Here is a 16,267-nt window from a genome sequence, read left to right as displayed (position 1 = left end):
CGCGGCATGCTGCACCGCCCGGCGCACATCGCGCGCCCCGCCGATGCTCAATTCCGGCCACTCTTCCAGCAGTAACCGCGCCTCGGCGGTCAGTGCCTGCCGCCGGCGCACCTCGGCCAGATCGGTGGCCGGAGTCAGACTTAAGGCCAGTTCACGCGAAGCCAAAAACGCGGTATAGTGCGCTAAGCGGTCGCGGATCGCGTCAAATTCAAGCGTATGCAACGATGATTCCGGGATCGACATACTCGTACCGTTGAACACAGCCGTTCCTGTGTTCAGCCTACCATTAGCGCTTCGATCGCGCCATCAGCCGCAAGGTTGATTACTGGACTTGAAAGATGATCCGCGCTGCGTCGGGCAATACTGGATCGACAAGCTCGTACAGGCTGGGCAAGACAGCATTGGCAAAGAACCGCAACATCAGCGAGGCGCTGATTTGACCGCCGAGCCAGCGCGTAATCGGGTAATCAATGTTGGCAAACCCGCGCACGATGAAGAGGTTCCAGAGCAGCACGGCTGACAGCCCTAGGATCATTCCGCCGATGACAAGGCCGAGCGCAGTGCCAACGATCCGGTCAATCATCTCAAGATGATGCGGTGTATGCACGTAGCGGAAAGTATAGATGCCGACGAAAGTGAGCACAATAAAGCAGAGCAGGTGGATCAGTGCAAAGGCGACGTATTGGTTAAATAAACGTTGCCCGCCTAGTTCGCGCAAGAAGATATCGGCCAGACTCTGGTAGTACGAGCTGGCCAGCACAGTGCTGAGATAAAACGAGAGGATGATCAACAGCAGCCGCACGGTGCCTTGGAAAAAGCCTACCGCTAGCGCGCCGAAGAAGAGCACAACAAAGAGCAGATCAACGATATTCATAGTTCCATTTCTCCCGGCGCTAATCCCTGTCTATAGCTTAAAGACGTGCTAGCCGATTATAGCATACTAGCTTGCCCGTTTCTGGTTCGCAGCGCAACCGTGTTTCTGAGAGGTTGTCACAATGACCAGCCACACCGATGTTGCCGGCCCAGCCGCCGCAACGACCGATCATACCGCCCCAGCACCCTCTACCCCGCGCTCGTTGCTCCCATCGGAAGTGCAGCGCGGACTGACAATCTCCATTTGGGAAGGGGCGATTGCCAACATTCACATCAGTATCACTGGCGCCATCGGCGGCAGCGTCTTCCTCAGCGGGTTTGCCCTCTTGCTCGGCGCCAATAATTTCCAGATCGGCTTGTTGGGGGCGCTGCCGTTTATTGGCCAACTCTTTCAATTTCTCAGCGCCTACCTTGAAGCGCGTTTCGCCAATCGGCGCGCGATTGTGCTCTATTCAGCGCTGGCTGGCCGGCTAGTCTGGGCATTTCTGCTGTGCTTGCCGTTTACCGGCTGGCCGGCAGCATGGCAATTAACCGTCTTTTTCATTGCCCTTGGCTTTTCCTACGGCCTCAACGGCATGGCCGGCAATGCGTGGATGAGCTGGATGAGCGATCTGGTGCCGCCCAACCGGCGCGGCAGCTATTTTGGCATCCGCAACACGGTAGCCGGGATCAGCGCCATGGTCAGTGTCTATGCTGCGGGTCTCGTACTCGACCGGTTTCGCGCCGATGGCGCTACGGCGCAGGGCTATGCCGTCATCTTTGGCGTGGCGGTGCTGGCTGCGTTTGGCGCGGCGCTCCTGATTGCGCGCCAGCCTGAACCGCCCATCACCCCGCGCCCGTGGAACGGCGTGAGTGCGTTTCTGTTTGATCCGTTGCGCGATGCCAGCTTCCGGAATTTTACCGGGTTGGCGACTGGTTGGGCCTTAGTCACCGGCATTGCCGCCCCCTTCTTTAACGCCTACGGTCTCACGGCGCTACGGCTCGATTTTTCACTACTGGCGCTCACTGGCGTCGTTACCAATGCGGTCGCCCTCTTCTTTTCACCGCTGGTCGGTTGGTTGATGGATCGCTACGGCTATCGGTTGGTAGTGACGGCATGCGTCTTGGGGACAATACCGCTGCCCTTGGGTTGGATCCTCTCGACTCCCGACAATATCGTGCCGCTGTGGTTGACTGCCATCTTTTCTGGCGTCTTCTGGCCGGGGGTGAATCAAGGGTTAGGCAACCTCTTGATGGGGCGGGCGCCGGCAGAGCAGCGGGGTGCGGCGATGGCGATCTTTAGCCTGCTCACCGGCTTAGGTACGTTGCTGGCCTCGTTGGCCGGCGGCGCCATCGGCCAAGCGATGACTGGCGTCACTATTGCCTTGGGGCCGCTGGCCGTGAGCGGGTTGGCGATGCTCTTTGTCCTGACGATGCTTGGCCGGATGGTCATGGTCGGTGCTTTTTGGCGTGTACTGGAGAGCTAAGGGGTTATGCCTGACTCGGTGTTTGCGGCGGTGTCTGTTGGAGCAACCGATCAACCTCGCGCACTAAATCATCAGAGTCGACCGGTTTGGTGAGGAAGGCATTGACGCCAACGCCGGTCGCTTTGACTTCATCTTGCTCTTTGACACTGCCGGTCACCATAATGATCGGCAGATTGGCGTAGCGCTCATCAGCGCGGATGGCGCGCGCGAGTTCGATCCCGTCCATGCAGGGCATCTTCAGATCGGTGACGACCAGATCGACCTGAACGGTAGCGAGGCGGTTGAGCGCTTGTTCGCCATCAAGCGCCGTTACCACCGTGTAGCCGTATTGGTTGAGCACAAAGCTCATCAGGCGGTGGCTCGGAATATAGTCATCAACAATCATAATGGTAGTCATCGTCTCGTTCTCCTTTACGTGAGGCGCTTCACCAGCCGCCAGCGATTTCCGTCAGGATGGGCGATATAGCCTACGTGATCCATCAAATGCCGGATCAGAAATAGCCCGTACCCATGAATTTGCGCCTCGCTCAGAGTAGGATTCGGCGCTAAGTCTGGTGTAAACGACTCACCGGTATCATGCAGCTCGATCTCGATCCGCAGCGGTTGGTAATGGAGCGTGAGAGCGATGCTGATGCGATCGTCGCTGTCACGGCGATAACGGTAGGAGTGATGAATAATATTGGTACAGACTTCGTGGGCTGCCAACTGCACATTGTACACCAAGAGTTCATCATGCGCTCCCGCCTGCTGTAAGAGCGCAGCGATGGTTTCGCTCAGCAGATGCAGGTAGGCGTAGCGGGCCGGTAAATCCAACCGGATCATTTCACTGCGCTGCTGGCTCACGGCGCTGCTCCTTTGAGCACGATCAAGGTCTGATCATCGTCTTGCGGGTGGCCGGCGCTAAAGTGTTCCACCACCTGAAAGAGCCCGTCAGCGATCGCTCGTGCCGATTGCTCAGCCAGCGCATCTACTGCCATGAGTAAACGATCGATGCCGAATAATTCGTCCGCTGCGTTACGGGCTTCATGAAAGCCATCGGTGGCGACGATCAACAGATCACCCGGCTCCATCGGCAGATAACCATCTTGCACATGAGTGGCGGTCGCAACCCCAATGGGCGGGTTATCGGCCAAGAGCAGTGTGGCGGCGCCGTGGCGCGGACGGTAGATGACAGGCGCATGGCCGGCATTCGCATAGGTTATGGTACGCTGTTCGGCAGTATATTGGCCGACGAAGACGGTGGCAAAGACGCCAATGCGGGTGAAATCATGGAAGAGGTCTTCGTTCGATTGCCGCATGACTAGGGCGGGCGTTGGCGCTCGCATAAAGCGCGCTTTGCTGTGTAGTGCGGTCCGCGTCATGGCCATCAACAAAGCGGCTGAAACGCCTTTGCCGCTCACATCGCCAATCGTAAAGATGAACGGATGGTTGGGCAGATTGATCACATCAAAGAAATCGCCACCGACTTGCAGGGCTGGGCGTGAAGCGGCATAGAACTCTAACCCTGCTATCTCTGGCAATGCGCGGGGGAGCAGCGCGGTCTGCACCCGCCGGGCAAGATCCATCTCGCTGCGGAGCCGGGCCTGTTCGAGCATCTCGTGATAGAGCAAGATGCGTTCGATCTGGGCGCTCGCTTGATCGGCAATCGCGCGTCCCAGTTTTAATTCCGGTGTGCCGATGGCGTCAGCGCGATCGATAATGCCAAGGCAGGCCATGACCGCTCCGCGCACCCAGATCGGCAGCAGCAAGAGGTTGCGGATGCCGGGGAGGTCGGGAGGGCTGCCATCATCTTCACTGATCAGCAATGGCCGATCCTCGCGTTGCACGCGCCGGTAGAGCTGCCAGATGAGGTCAGGGTTGATAGCGCTCTCGTTTGATTGGACGACGATCGCATCATTACCCTGCGCAGACGCATAGGTTGCAAAACCGGCCCGTCCCCTCAACATCCGCTGCGCTTCGGCAACGACTGCTGCCAAGCTTTCGCGGATGGTCACCAGATTGCGCATCGCTTGGGTGAGGCGATAGAGCGCCAACTGCTGATCTTGGCTGGCGACCAGATCAGCGGCCATGCACTGCAATTCGTGTTCGAGTTGCAAGATCTCCCCGATCAGGCTCGCCTCAGCTTGCAAGCGCCGGTGAGCCGTCTCGCCCCGTAACCCGCTGAGGTGTAATTCACCAACAATGTCGTCATAGCGGGTGATCGGAGCGGTCAGATCGGGCGGCAGTATCCGCTGTCCGTCCGGCCATGATGCCAAGAGGCGACCACGTTCGTAGACGCTGAACGCCTGCGCGCCTTGCGCGAGCCACGCCTCGGCAAGGGCCTGTATGCGGTTGTATTGCGAGCTGAGGAATGAAACCAGCATCATAGGCGCGTTTACGCATTGAGTACCGCTAGCGCATGGTCAGTGTCGACAAAAATGTTGAACGCTTTGTCGAGCCGGGTTAATTCAAAAATCATCATGATTGGCCGGCGGAGTCCGCAGAGGGCAAATTCACCTTGCCCCTGTTGGCACCGCTTGAGGGCTGCCACCAGCGTCGCTAATCCGGTGGAATCGACAAAGGTGGTGTCGGTGAGATCTACCAGCACACGGGCGCCGGGAGCGGCAGTCGCTTGTTCGAGCCAGTCTTGCACCGGTGGCGCGGTGTAGGCGTCGAAGCGTCCTGCGATTGCGATAATGGCTACGGTGCCGGCATGACGTAGCTTGATGTCCATGATCATCTTCCTTTAGAGGCTTCAAGCCCATTGTGATCGACGCCGGGACAGCTTGTAATGGCGAGAGGCGGCGTCATATCATTGGGCAGCGAGTGGTTTGTGCCCAGCGAGTCGCGCATGCTTTAGCGCAGGCGATTCATCTTTTGGAATCATCCCTCGCCTTGTTGCTGTAGTATACATCGATGCTGGCAGTGTTCTGCTGCCGGCTGTGCGATCGCGTGCTGTTACGATTGCTCCTTCTGCTTGACTGGCGCCGGCTCAACGCTGGCTTCGGCTAATGCTTCGTACAAGATATCGGTCATGCGCGTCGTATAATGATCAAGACTCAGTCTTTGTTCAACGAGTTGCCGCCCCATCCGTCCCATCTGCGCCGCTGTGCCCGGTTCAGCCAGCAGTTGTTCAATCGCGGCGCGCAATGCTGCTGGATCGCGCGGCGGTACGGAGATTCCGCTCACCCCATCGACAACAAGGTCGCTTTGACCGGGGATGCGCGTACAGATAACCGCGCGCTCCATCGCCATCGCTTCGAGGATGGCGCAACTGCCAACCTGCGCATCCACCGGTTCGAGCAGCATGACCACAAACCGGCTATCGCTATAGAGTTGACGTAATTCGAGAGGGGTGAATGCTTGGATGCGAACGTTGGGCGGGAACGGATGCGCTCCGTTGCTGTTGCCGTGGGTGATCCACAGGCCGGCAGCGGCTACGACGACATCGATGTGCAGCCCTGCGACTGCCTGCAGAAGGGTTTGGTAGTCGGTCTGTTTGAAGCCAACCACCACGATCTGTAGCCGCACTGTGGGGCGCGGTGGCGCGTGGCGCGGGTGGAAGAATTGTTCGTCAACCGTCACCGGTAGGTATGGCGCCCGCTGCGGCGGTATGTACCAGCGCTCGCTGATGAAGCGTTGCTGCCACGGTGAGTCGACGATAAACCGGTCAATGTGGCTCTGAACGCCAAACCGATCGAACAACGCCTGCTGCTTCGGATGAGATAATTGATGAGCTAGCATAAGGTGGCGCGGGCGACGGTTAGGGCTAAACAGCTTGAGCAGGGTCGCGAGCGCCAGACCAACCTGTTCGTTGCTGGTCACAATAGCTTGATACTGATGGCGGCGCATAAAACAGGCCCACGCCAGCATGAGGTGTGGCCTGCCCAACCGCGCGCAGAGACGGCCAACGATGCTATTATCGGCGCGCGCAATCCGGTAGTCGATGAGATCGGCCTCACAGGAGCGGGCTAGCTCAAGGTAGCCGGCGCGTGGGCGACGTCCGGCTGAGATCTGTTGTGCAAGGTCAGCAGGGATGATTCCGGCGACAGCGAGCAAGACCTGTTTCACGCCTGATCCTCTCGTGCATGTAGGCTAGTTTGACCGTCCTCTGTGGGCCATTCGACCAGTGTCATATTGGCGCTGCGAATGATCGTTACGATGCCGCTGAGCAGGTGATCCTCATGCTTCACGGCTGTAAACATGCCAGCTTGCTGCGTTGAGTATAACGGGCCGGTATAACCTTCACGTTAATGGCGTGACGGTTCGGCTTGCAATGTTGTCATACCCGTTGCCAGCACAATGATCATGACACCGCGGCGTCTGTGGTATATCTACTGGTGGCATCGTTGCATATTGCTTGTAGGTAAGGAACCGGCATGCGTTTACCTTTGTTGTTCGCATTCCTGCTCACCAGTCTGATCGCGGCTTGTGCCGCACCGCCGCCGCCAACGCCGGCGCCGGTAACGCCTAGCCCGACGGCAGTCGTGCTGAATGAAGTGATGTTTACCGAACTCGGCGTACGATTGCGCCTGCCAGATGGATGGCAGAGCCGGGTAGAAGGGAGTGCGTTGCGCATTGCGCCTGATGCGGCGACCCTTACGACCAGTGTGATCAACGCGCCGGTGATTGCGCTCGATACGACGCCATTGGCGGCGCTGACCGCCCAATACGGCCCGGCGGCGGCTAACCCAGAGACGGTGTTTGAGCTAGCGAGCAGCGCGATCCAGTCGGCTGGCTACACGATTGCGCCTACCCAAGCAGTGCAGATCGGTGCGGCCCAAGGGTTGGTTGCCGATCTCAGCGGCCCGGCCAGCGCCGGCCGGTTATGGGTGTTGGTCGATGAGATGCGGGTGGTGCGCGTGTTGGCTCAAGCGGCAGCCGCCGACTGGGAAGCTGAACAATCGATCATTGAACAGATTGTGGCGTCGCTGGAGGTGTTGCCGTTGCCTACCCCAACCCCGACGCCGGTTGATGTGGCTACCCAGCCGCAGATTGTGCGTTCAGGGCCGCCGGGGTTTGTGCTGCGGCTGGGTGGTCGCAGCGGCCCGGCCAATAGCCGGTTCGTCGCCACACGCGGGTTGGCGGCAGCGCCCGATGGCACGCTCTACCTCGCCGAAAGCGGGCGCGGGATTTGGGTTTTTGCCCCTGATGGCACCTTGCGCACTACCTTCGGCGCCAATGAATTGCTCGATGCTTACGATGTTGCGCTTGGCCCAAACGGCGATCTCTACGTTGCCGATTATGGACGCAACGCGATTGTTCGCTTCAGCGCCGATGGCGCGTTCCTTGGCCGGTGGGGCGGCCACGGCAATGCGCCCGACCAGTTTGGCCTGTCGGCGCCGCAACGGATCGCTGTCGGTGCTGACGGCAGCGTGTACGCGCTTGACACCCGTCCCGGCCCCGATGGTCTGGCTGCCAGTAGTATTGTCCGCTTCAGCGCTGAAGGCCGGTTGATAGAACGGATTGCCTTGCCACCCGATCTGGCGCCGGCGGATGTAGTAGTGGATCGCAGCGGCGCGATCTATCTGGCCGAGAGTTTTGCCGGCGCGATCGTTAAATTGGCTCCTAATGGCAGCGTGCTGGCCCGTTGGGGTGATCCGGCTGATCCAACCCAATTGGCCGGGCCGGTGCTCGATATCGACCGCGCCGGCTATCTCTATCTCGCCACCTATGCCGGCACGATCCTGCGCCTTGCCCCTGACGGCACGATTGTGGCCCGCGGCGGCGCGCCGGCTGCTCCCGGCAGTATCCCCAACCCCGGCGAGTTGAGTTTGCCCAACGGGATTGTGGCCGCTCCCGGCGGCGTGGTCTGGGTGAGTGACAATAGCGGCGAATACAGTGCGGTGACAGCGTTCCGCTTGCAAACCGACGCCGATGCACTGGCGACAGCGATCGCGCTCACGCCGGTCGCGGAAGCGCCACCGAGCGAGACGGTGCAGCAGTGGGTGGCGTCAGCTACGGCCAGCAGCTTCTACGCGCCCGATTACGACCCGAGCGGCGTGGTCGGTCCGCCCGATGTGCCGGCGTGCCAAGACAACCCTAATGCGTGGGCGCCAGCGACTCCCGGTAGTCGCGAGACACTGAATGTCTCCTTTGCCGATCCGGTCTTTGCCACCGGCCTGATCATTTACCAGAACCACCAACCCGGCTACATCACGCTGGTCGAACTGATTGACGAACAGGGTACAGCCAAGGTGGTTTACCGCGCCGAACCGGCCCCGGCGCCTGAGTGCCCGTTTGCGCTCACGATCACGGTTGAGCAGACCCTTACCCGGATCGTTGGCGCGCGGATCACGCTTGATCAGCGCGATGGCAGTTGGAGCGAGATCGATGCCGTAGCGTTAAGCGGCGTACCGTGACGGCGCAGGGACATTGCAACGCAATGTCCCTGCGCCGCAATGTCTTTGCGTTGTCTGGTGCAATGTCCTACGACCGCCGCACCGGCACGCCGTGTTCGGCCAAATATTGCTTGACATCGGCGACCGAATAGTCGCCAAAGTGGAAGATCGAGGCCGCCAGTACCGCGTCAGCGCCGCCTTCAACAATCCCGCGGTACATATCGTGCGGCGAGCCAACCCCGCCCGATGCAATCACCGGCACCGGCGAGATAGCGGTGATCGCTTGCAGCAGTTCGAGATCGTAGCCGGTGCGCGCGCCGTCGGCATCCATACTGTTGATGCAGATTTCACCCGCACCGAGATCGATCCCGCGCTTGATCCACTCGATCGCGTCGAGGCCGGTCGGGCGCGGGTTAGCGCCAGTGTGAGTAAAGACCTCCCACCGCGGCGGCTCGCCGGGTGCGTTCACCCGCTTGGCATCGACCGACAGTACAATGCACTGGCTGCCGAACCGCCGCGCGCCTTCGGCAATCAGGTTCGGATTGTAGACTGCCGCCGTATTCAGGCTCACCTTGTCGGCACCGGCCCGCAGCATCCGGTACATGTCCTCAACGCTGCGCAAGCCGCCGCCAACCGTCAGCGGGATAAACACCTCGGCGGCGGTGCGCTCGACCACGTCCACCATAATCGCCCGCTCGTCGCTCGAGGCAGTAATATCGTAGAAGACCAGTTCATCGGCGCCGGCGGCATTGTAAGCCGCTGCCAAGGCCACCGGATCACCGGCGTCGCGGTGGTTGAGGAATTTGACCCCCTTCACCACCCGCCCGGCCTTCACATCAAGACAAGGAATAATGCGTCGCGTTAACATACCATTGCCTTCGTATGTGTGCGCCCATTTATGCTCGCATCGCCGGCGGCGCGTCAAAACATCACCTAGTTACTGGCCGGCTGCGCTCCCGCCACCGCTCTGCTAGCCTCACCAACAAACCCTTCGCGCCCTCTGCGTCTTCTGCGCCTTTGCGTTGAAACGCTCTGCGTCTTTGCTCCCTCTGCGCCTGATCACTTAGGCCGCACCTGCCCGCGCCGGCCCCGCTCCTCCGCTGGTGGTGCCACTTCAGCCGCCGCCGCTTCTTTTTGGGCCTGTGCTTCATCAATCAGAAACTGGGTGGCCCGCGTACTCCACAATGCCAACAGCGCAACGGTAAAGAGCAAGAAAGGCGCCATCAGCACCACACTGCTCAGAATCAAGATGAACCCCATCAGCAGCATGGTTACAAGCGTATAGACGGGCCGGCTAACAATCATCACCAGCGCATTGCGCGCAATTTGCTTCAGCGAAGGCCGTTCCATCAACACCATCAGCGGAAAAGCGTAGATAATCAGTGCCGACCAGAGCATAAAGAGGTAGAGGAAAAAGCCGATCAGCACCCCGCCCAAGATACCGGGAACGCCGGCATAGAAGGCCAGATTCCACAAAATCAACACCAACCCGGCCATCCACACCCCATACAGCCGCCATGCCGGCACAGCATAAGCCCGCATCCCGGCGAAAAAGTCGCTGAGCTTGCTGGCCCGCCCCTCCATAATCCGCTTGCTCAGCACATACAAACCGGCAAAAGCAGGCGCCGCCGGCCCGACTCCTACCAGTGCTGCCGCTGCTGCCGGCAGCGCCGCATTGCTCACCATAGCGACGTAGGCAATACTAAACAGCGGCACGCTCATTGCTGCCCACAGAATGTTAGCCAGTGTGAGCAACAGAAATTCGTCGAACAGATCGCGTAATGCGTCCCACAACACGCGGAAGGGCGCGGTTACAGCGGATGGATTGAAGGAACGAGGTTGGTTCATCACGTTGGTATTATACGCGACAACAGATCGCGTTTCTAAGGTGTAGCTCGCCTACGGCGCATCTTCGGCCCACAACACGATCACGCGCCGATCATCCAGCGCAAACAGACCATGGTCAAAGGGCGCGTCGCTCAGCGAGCGCCAGCCAATCACTTCATTGCCGTGCATGTCGTAGATTGCGAATTCGCCGCTCACTGCACCGTTGGTAAAGTAACGCGCCTGCGGCCCCACCAGCGCCAATACCCTGCCGGCCAGTTCGCTCGCCTGCGCTGCTGGTACAATCTCGTCAGGGTAGGCGAGATCGTGGGCAATAATGTGCGTAGCAATCTTCACCGCAATCCGCTGCGGCACCTCGATCCAGTGCGGCCCCAGCGGTTGAAAGTCGAGTTCGCGCGCCGCAGCATCTAATGCCTCGTAAGGTGTTTGCGGCGCGCGCGTGAGCCGAAACGCCGCACCGGTGAGCGGGTAGCTCTGCGCGCGCGCGGTCTCAATCGCCACCCACAAGCCTTCAATTGCCGGATCAGTTTCAAGTATCAGGAAAGGTTCGGCCATAACGCCTCGTTGGTGTGTGAGTATGATGGCTCTATCATAACAAATGTAGCCGGAAGCGTCGCACAATGCAACGAGGCGAACAGACCCTCACCCCCAGCTCCTCTCCCGCATTGCCGGAAAGGGGCACTGCTGCGTTTCACTCCCGCCATGCCTTGCCCGCCACTCCAGCTGCTCCCCCTCTCCCGCCGTCAGGAGGGAGCGGAGGCCGGGGGGTGAGGGGCAGCCCGCGCAGCGGGCTTCGTAACCCACGCCCGGCCCTGAAGGGCCGGGTACCTCGTCGCTGCTCAGGCCAGTGCGCCATCTCCCCAGCCCGCGGCTTCGCCAAAATAGCAGCGCTGGCGCAGTCACACTATCGCATCGTCACTGTTCATGCAGCATTTCACCCAAGCAGTGGTATGATGAACCGCAGAGTGGTGAGATCGCGCCGTCGATTAGCGACGGCGCACAGACAGGAGATGTTGCCTCATGAATGAACCCGTGACAACCACCATCGACCAGTTGTGCGCCAACGCCATCCGCGCGCTGGCCATCGATGCCGTCCAACAAGCCAACAGCGGCCACCCCGGTATGCCGCTTGGCATGGCCGATACCGCCTACGTGCTCTGGACCCGCTTTCTCAAGCATAATCCCGCTGACCCCAACTGGCCGAACCGTGACCGGTTTGTGCTGTCGGCTGGCCACGGCTCGATGTTGCTCTACGCTTTGCTCCATCTCACCGGTTATGATCTGTCGTTGGATGAACTGAAGCAGTTCCGGCAGTGGGGCAGTCGCACTCCCGGCCATCCTGAATACCACGAGACGCCGGGGGTTGAGATGACCACTGGCCCGCTTGGGCAGGGCATTGCCACGGCGGTCGGGATGGCGATTGCCGAGCGTTGGTTGGCAACGAAGTTCAATCGGATTGGGTTTCCGGTTGTTGATCACTATACCTACGTTATTGCCAGCGATGGCGATCTGATGGAAGGCATCTCGCACGAAGCGGCTAGTTTAGCCGGCCATCTGCATTTGGGCAAGTTGATCGTGCTCTACGATAGCAACGATATTTCGCTGGTTGGGCCGACCAAATTGGCGTGGAGCGAGCATGTGGCCGAACGGTTTGCTGCTTACGGGTGGCAAGTGTTGTATGCCGACGGCCACAATATGTCGTCGGTGGCCTTAGCCTTGGCCGAAGCGATCGCTGACGGCGAGCGGCCCTCGCTGATCATCACTCGCACCGTGATCGGGTACGCCAGCCCGCGCGCCGGCAGCCACAAAGCCCATGGCGAGCCGCTCGGCGTCGAGGGGGTGCGCTTGACCAAAGAAGCGCTCGGTTGGCCGCAAGAGCCGGCTTTCTACGTGCCTGATGAGGTCTACGACCATATGCAATTGGCAGTTGAAGTCGGCGAGGTGCGCCAGCGCGAATGGGAAGCGATGCTGCGCCGTTATCGTGCTTCGTACCCTGAACTGGCCGCCGAATGGGATCTCTTGCAAGCGGGTGGCTTGCCCGACGGCTGGGAAGCGGCGTTGCCGGTCTTTGCTCCCGATCCGAAGGCCAAGGGCACGCGCACTGCTTCCGGCGCGGTGTTGCAGGCGTTGGCCCCGATCATGCCCGGTTTGCTCGGTGGTTCGGCTGACCTGCACACCTCGGATTTCACCTATCTGGAAGGGCTGGGCTCGATCAGCGGCGACAATTTCAACGCGCGCAACCTGCATTTTGGCGTCCGCGAGCACGCGATGGGTGCGATCCTCAACGGTATGGCGCTGCACGGCGGTATCATCCCCTATGGCGGTACCTTCCTCGTGTTCAGCGACTATATGCGCCCGTCCATCCGGCTGGCGGCGTTGATGGGGTTGCGCGTCATTTACGTCTTTACCCACGATAGCATTGGCGTCGGTGAAGATGGCCCCACCCACCAGCCGGTCGAGCATCTGGTATCGTTGCGCGCTATTCCCAACCTGCTGGTGGTGCGTCCGGGAGATGCCAACGAAGTGGCGATGGCATGGCGATTGGCCCTCCAGCGCACCACTGGCCCCACCGCGCTGATCCTCTCGCGCCAGAACGTGCCGACTCTCGACCGCACCCAGCTCGGCGCTGCCGACGGCGTCTTGCGCGGCGGGTATGTGTTGCGCGCCGCCAATCCGGCCCAAGCACTCATCATTGCTACCGGATCGGAAGTGTCGATTGCGTTGGCTGCGGCGGAGCAATTGGCGAATGAGGGCATTGCCGTGCAGGTGGTCAGCATGCCTTGCCGCGAGCTGTTCGATCAGCAAGAGCAAGCCTACCGCGATCGCGTGTTGCCGCCGCCGGTCAAAGCGCGGGTTGCCATCGAGGCCGGGCGATCACTGGGTTGGGAACGCTATGTTGGCTGCGACGGCGCGATCATTGGCGTCGATCGCTTTGGCGCTTCCGCGCCGTTCCAGCGCCTCTACACCGAGTTCGGCCTGACCGCCGAGCGCGTAGCGGCGGCGGTGAAAGCGCAAGTGACGCGGCACGGCTAGTCGTGCCAGATACCCGTCTGCAGCGGGTGCGGTTGTCGCCGCACCCGCTCATTGTTCTTCCCCTACACCGGCGATCCTTACGAAACGCACCGGTTGTTATATGGTCGTCTCAATCAACCCATGCTCGGCCAAGAACCGGCCTACTCGAGCGCGAAAGGCGTCAGGATTACGCCACGCAATCAAATGGCCGGCCTCCGGCTCATAGACGATCCGCGCGCCGCGAATGCCAACCGCAACCGCGCGCGCTTGCTCGTCAGGCACAAACGGATCCTTCCCGCCGTGAAAGATGATGGTAGGAACCTTAATCTGATCAAGGCATGGCGTGACTAACGCCTCTTGCGCCGCCAATTGCTCGATCACCGCCTCTACGCCGGCATTCAGAATCGGCCACCAGTCAGCGCCATGCTGGCCGGCCATATAGCGGTGCCAGCTCGGTGACATACTCGCGGTAGCATGCCGGTGCGCCTGATAGGTTTCTGCCGTCACCCGGGCAAAGACGCCATCAAGGATTAATGCAGCGATTACATCGGGCCGGATACATACCGCGTTCAGCGCACTGATCCCGCCAGCGCTCATTCCAAACACGGGTACTGGTGTATGGAACAGAACGGCCAACGCATCGGCTACGGCTTCTCCTTGCATGTGAAAGTAGCGGGCTGTGAAGAGGTCAGGCGGGCGCGCCGATCCGCCATGGCCAAGCAGGTCAAACGAATAGACGGTGAATTGATCCGCGAAGCGCTGCGCTAAACGTACTTGCGTTATCGCGCTGTAGGTATTGCCATGAATGAGCACAAACGGCGCGCCGTGACCGACCGTTAAATAATGCAGTTCACCGTGACGAGTTGTAATCGTTGGCACGTTCGTTGCTCCATTGCCGTAAGTTTACGCATCGTAATTGAGTCGTTGAGAAAAACATCCCTACCAAAATGACAAAAAGTTAATTTTTAGTAGTACCACAGTCCTATGCAAAAAATGGACCGAAAGGTATTGGCAATCTAGCCAAGATTTCCTATAATTTGGTAAGAATTTCCGTTTATGCACATTTCAGCCACACCTCCAGATCACATTTCTTAGGGGCACACAAAGGGAGATACTACCATGCAACGTCGTATTACCGCAATGGTACTGCTCGTATGGGCAGTTGTGCTTGTGTTTGCTGTACTTGCCAGCCAGCCTGCCAATGCGGTTGTGTTACCGCCAGTTGGTTCCCCTTTCTATATCCAGACCTCAAGCCCAACGCGCGCCTTGAGCGTTGGTGACTGGTATACCCATCCAACCGGTGGCAATGGGTTCCATTACTTTACATTGCATGTTCCATGTAACTGGAATCCTAACAATCCCGTGCATGTTGATCTGTTCCATCCCGATCTCAACATCACTGCCGGCGGTGGTGTGGTCGATGAGATTTCCGGCACGATCGGCATTACCTACACCACAACCTTTGAACTCTACACGCTGGGCACGGCGCTCAATCCGCCGTTGCAGCCGGCGCCGGGTGCGCCCGGTTCGTTGATCCAGCAAACCTATGCCCCCAATACCATTGGGTCGCAGTGGACCCGCTTGTACACTATTCCCGCTCCGGTAATCTGCGGCGCGTATATCTTGCGTGTCCAAACCGGTGGGGTCGCCGATAATAGCTGGCGGCTCCGGTTTGGCATCGATAATGATAACAATCCCACGACACTGCCGCCCTCCAACTACGATAATCCCGATGGCATCGAAGGCACTGGCGACGAATTGCTGATCGGGTTGGCGAGCACCTCGTATCAGCATAGCGCAACCGGCGTCCAGTGTTTGACCTTGCGCCAGTATATCGCACCCGGTCAAGCAAGCGCTACCTTCCACAACTTTGACATGGATAATAATGTCCGGGTGCGGTATTATGCTCCCAGCGATGCGTATGATCCGACTGCGCAGATTGGCGGTGTGGCTGGTACGGTGTCTGGTTTCACCCGCTGGAATAATAGTACGACGGCGACCACGCGGGTCGGTGATACTGTGCTGAACCCCGAAGCGGGTTGGTGGCGAATTGTGAGTTGCGTCGATCCCAATAACCAATTCATTCAAGAAGGCCAAACCAATGTGTTGTCCTTCATCGAGCCGCTCCCTGAGCCTGATATGACCATCGCGAAGGACGACGGCGTCTCGGTTGCTGCTCCCGGCCAAACCTTGACTTACCAGATCCAGTTTACCAATCGGTCGAATCTGACCCGGGTGCCGCCTGAGGCTCGCCCCGGCGCGGCCTTCAACGTGGTGATTACCGATGCTATTCCGGCCCAGACCACATTCGTTGGCTGTAGCATGAATGGCCTGAATGGCGCCTGCAGCGAAAGCGGCGGGGTAGTGACGTTTACCCTGACCAATCCGGTCGCTGCTGGCGCTAGCGGCACCGTGCTCGTGACGGTGCAGGTCAATTCCGGCGCCACCGGTTCGATCACGAATACCGCTACGTTGAACTATCGCGATCAATTGGGCAACCAGTATCCGCCCGTGTCGGCTTCTGATACGAATACGATACCGCCCCAACCCTTGATGGCACTGAACAAGAGTGACGGCTCTACGGTGACGGCGCCGGGGCAGACGCTGACCTATACGCTCGCGTTTACCAATACCGGCGTGGGCGAGGCGCGGAATGTGACCTTGACCGATACCCTGCTGGCCGGGGTGAGCTACCAGAGCTGCTCGCTCGGCAGCCTCGCGGGGAGCTGTAGCGAAAGTGGCGGGACGGTG

13 protein-coding genes and 2 pseudogenes are annotated in these 16,267 nt (G+C 59.7%); 4 read left to right on the top strand and 11 right to left on the bottom strand.

Annotated elements, in window-relative coordinates; translation table 11 throughout:
• Together U9R81_RS08090 and U9R81_RS08085 are read right to left on the bottom strand one after the other, a co-directional pair.
• Window positions 1-243 (bottom strand): annotated as a pseudogene (locus tag U9R81_RS08090) (DNA strand exchange inhibitor protein); the annotation flags it as partial.
• Window positions 244-322: 79 nt separating this feature from the next.
• Window positions 323-874: a CvpA family protein gene (locus tag U9R81_RS08085; protein WP_322494977.1), complete on the bottom strand. Its 552-nt coding sequence runs from the start codon at window positions 872-874 to the stop codon at window positions 323-325.
• A 121-nt stretch (window positions 875-995) separates the two neighbouring features.
• On the opposite strand from U9R81_RS08085, the gene U9R81_RS08080 reads away from it, so the two are divergent.
• Window positions 996-2,339, top strand: a complete 1,344-nt coding sequence (locus U9R81_RS08080; protein ID WP_322494976.1) for an MFS transporter — start codon at window positions 996-998, stop codon at window positions 2,337-2,339.
• Window positions 2,340-2,343: 4 nt separating this feature from the next.
• On the opposite strand, the gene U9R81_RS08075 is transcribed toward U9R81_RS08080, so the two are convergent.
• The 5 genes from U9R81_RS08075 to U9R81_RS08055 all read right to left on the bottom strand — a co-directional run bounded on the left by U9R81_RS08075 (window position 2,344) and on the right by U9R81_RS08055 (window position 6,389).
• Complete coding sequence (locus U9R81_RS08075; RefSeq protein WP_322494975.1) at window positions 2,344-2,736, bottom strand: response regulator; 393 nt, start codon at window positions 2,734-2,736, stop codon at window positions 2,344-2,346.
• A gap of 14 nt (window positions 2,737-2,750) precedes the next feature.
• Window positions 2,751-3,182: an ATP-binding protein gene (locus tag U9R81_RS08070; RefSeq protein ID WP_322494974.1), complete on the bottom strand. Its 432-nt coding sequence runs from the start codon at window positions 3,180-3,182 to the stop codon at window positions 2,751-2,753.
• The gene (locus U9R81_RS08065; protein ID WP_322494973.1) at window positions 3,179-4,705 is read right to left on the bottom strand and encodes a PP2C family protein-serine/threonine phosphatase; all 1,527 of its coding nucleotides are present in this window, start codon (window positions 4,703-4,705) and stop codon (window positions 3,179-3,181) included. The genes U9R81_RS08070 and U9R81_RS08065 overlap by 4 nt, the downstream gene beginning before the upstream one ends.
• 8 nt (window positions 4,706-4,713) lie before the next feature.
• On the bottom strand, window positions 4,714-5,052 hold the full coding sequence (locus U9R81_RS08060) for an STAS domain-containing protein (RefSeq protein WP_322494972.1): 339 nt from the start codon (window positions 5,050-5,052) through the stop codon (window positions 4,714-4,716).
• A 224-nt stretch (window positions 5,053-5,276) separates the two neighbouring features.
• Complete coding sequence (locus U9R81_RS08055) at window positions 5,277-6,389, bottom strand: glycosyltransferase family 4 protein (protein ID WP_322494971.1); 1,113 nt, start codon at window positions 6,387-6,389, stop codon at window positions 5,277-5,279.
• A 308-nt stretch (window positions 6,390-6,697) separates the two neighbouring features.
• On the opposite strand from U9R81_RS08055, the gene U9R81_RS08050 reads away from it, so the two are divergent.
• Window positions 6,698-8,680, top strand: coding sequence for an NHL repeat-containing protein (locus U9R81_RS08050; RefSeq protein ID WP_322494970.1), 1,983 nt, complete (start codon window positions 6,698-6,700; stop codon window positions 8,678-8,680).
• Between the two features lie 67 nt (window positions 8,681-8,747).
• Here the strand turns inward: U9R81_RS08050 and hisF are convergent, their stop codons facing one another.
• The 3 genes from hisF to U9R81_RS08035 all read right to left on the bottom strand — a co-directional run bounded on the left by hisF (window position 8,748) and on the right by U9R81_RS08035 (window position 11,059).
• Window positions 8,748-9,527, bottom strand: a complete 780-nt coding sequence (gene hisF, locus U9R81_RS08045; RefSeq protein WP_322494969.1) for an imidazole glycerol phosphate synthase subunit HisF — start codon at window positions 9,525-9,527, stop codon at window positions 8,748-8,750.
• Between the two features lie 191 nt (window positions 9,528-9,718).
• Complete coding sequence (locus tag U9R81_RS08040; RefSeq protein WP_322494968.1) at window positions 9,719-10,507, bottom strand: hypothetical protein; 789 nt, start codon at window positions 10,505-10,507, stop codon at window positions 9,719-9,721.
• A 51-nt stretch (window positions 10,508-10,558) separates the two neighbouring features.
• Complete coding sequence (locus U9R81_RS08035) at window positions 10,559-11,059, bottom strand: hypothetical protein (RefSeq protein WP_322494967.1); 501 nt, start codon at window positions 11,057-11,059, stop codon at window positions 10,559-10,561.
• Between the two features lie 465 nt (window positions 11,060-11,524).
• Between U9R81_RS08035 and tkt the strand changes: the two genes are divergently transcribed.
• On the top strand, window positions 11,525-13,537 hold the full coding sequence (gene tkt, locus U9R81_RS08030; protein WP_322494966.1) for a transketolase: 2,013 nt from the start codon (window positions 11,525-11,527) through the stop codon (window positions 13,535-13,537).
• A gap of 96 nt (window positions 13,538-13,633) precedes the next feature.
• Here tkt and U9R81_RS08025 read toward each other — a convergent pair whose 3' ends face one another.
• Window positions 13,634-14,395, bottom strand: coding sequence for an alpha/beta hydrolase (locus tag U9R81_RS08025; protein ID WP_322494965.1), 762 nt, complete (start codon window positions 14,393-14,395; stop codon window positions 13,634-13,636).
• Window positions 14,396-14,635: 240 nt separating this feature from the next.
• Here U9R81_RS08025 and U9R81_RS08020 point away from each other — a divergent pair.
• Window positions 14,636-16,267, top strand: a pseudogene (locus U9R81_RS08020) (DUF11 domain-containing protein); the annotation flags it as partial.

Origin of the sequence: Chloroflexus sp. (assembly GCF_034435895.1) — a bacterium.
In the GTDB taxonomy this organism is placed as follows: domain Bacteria; phylum Chloroflexota; class Chloroflexia; order Chloroflexales; family Chloroflexaceae; genus Chloroflexus.
The sequence above is the reverse complement of the archived record's forward strand: the minus strand, read 5'-3'. Positions and strand labels throughout refer to the sequence as shown.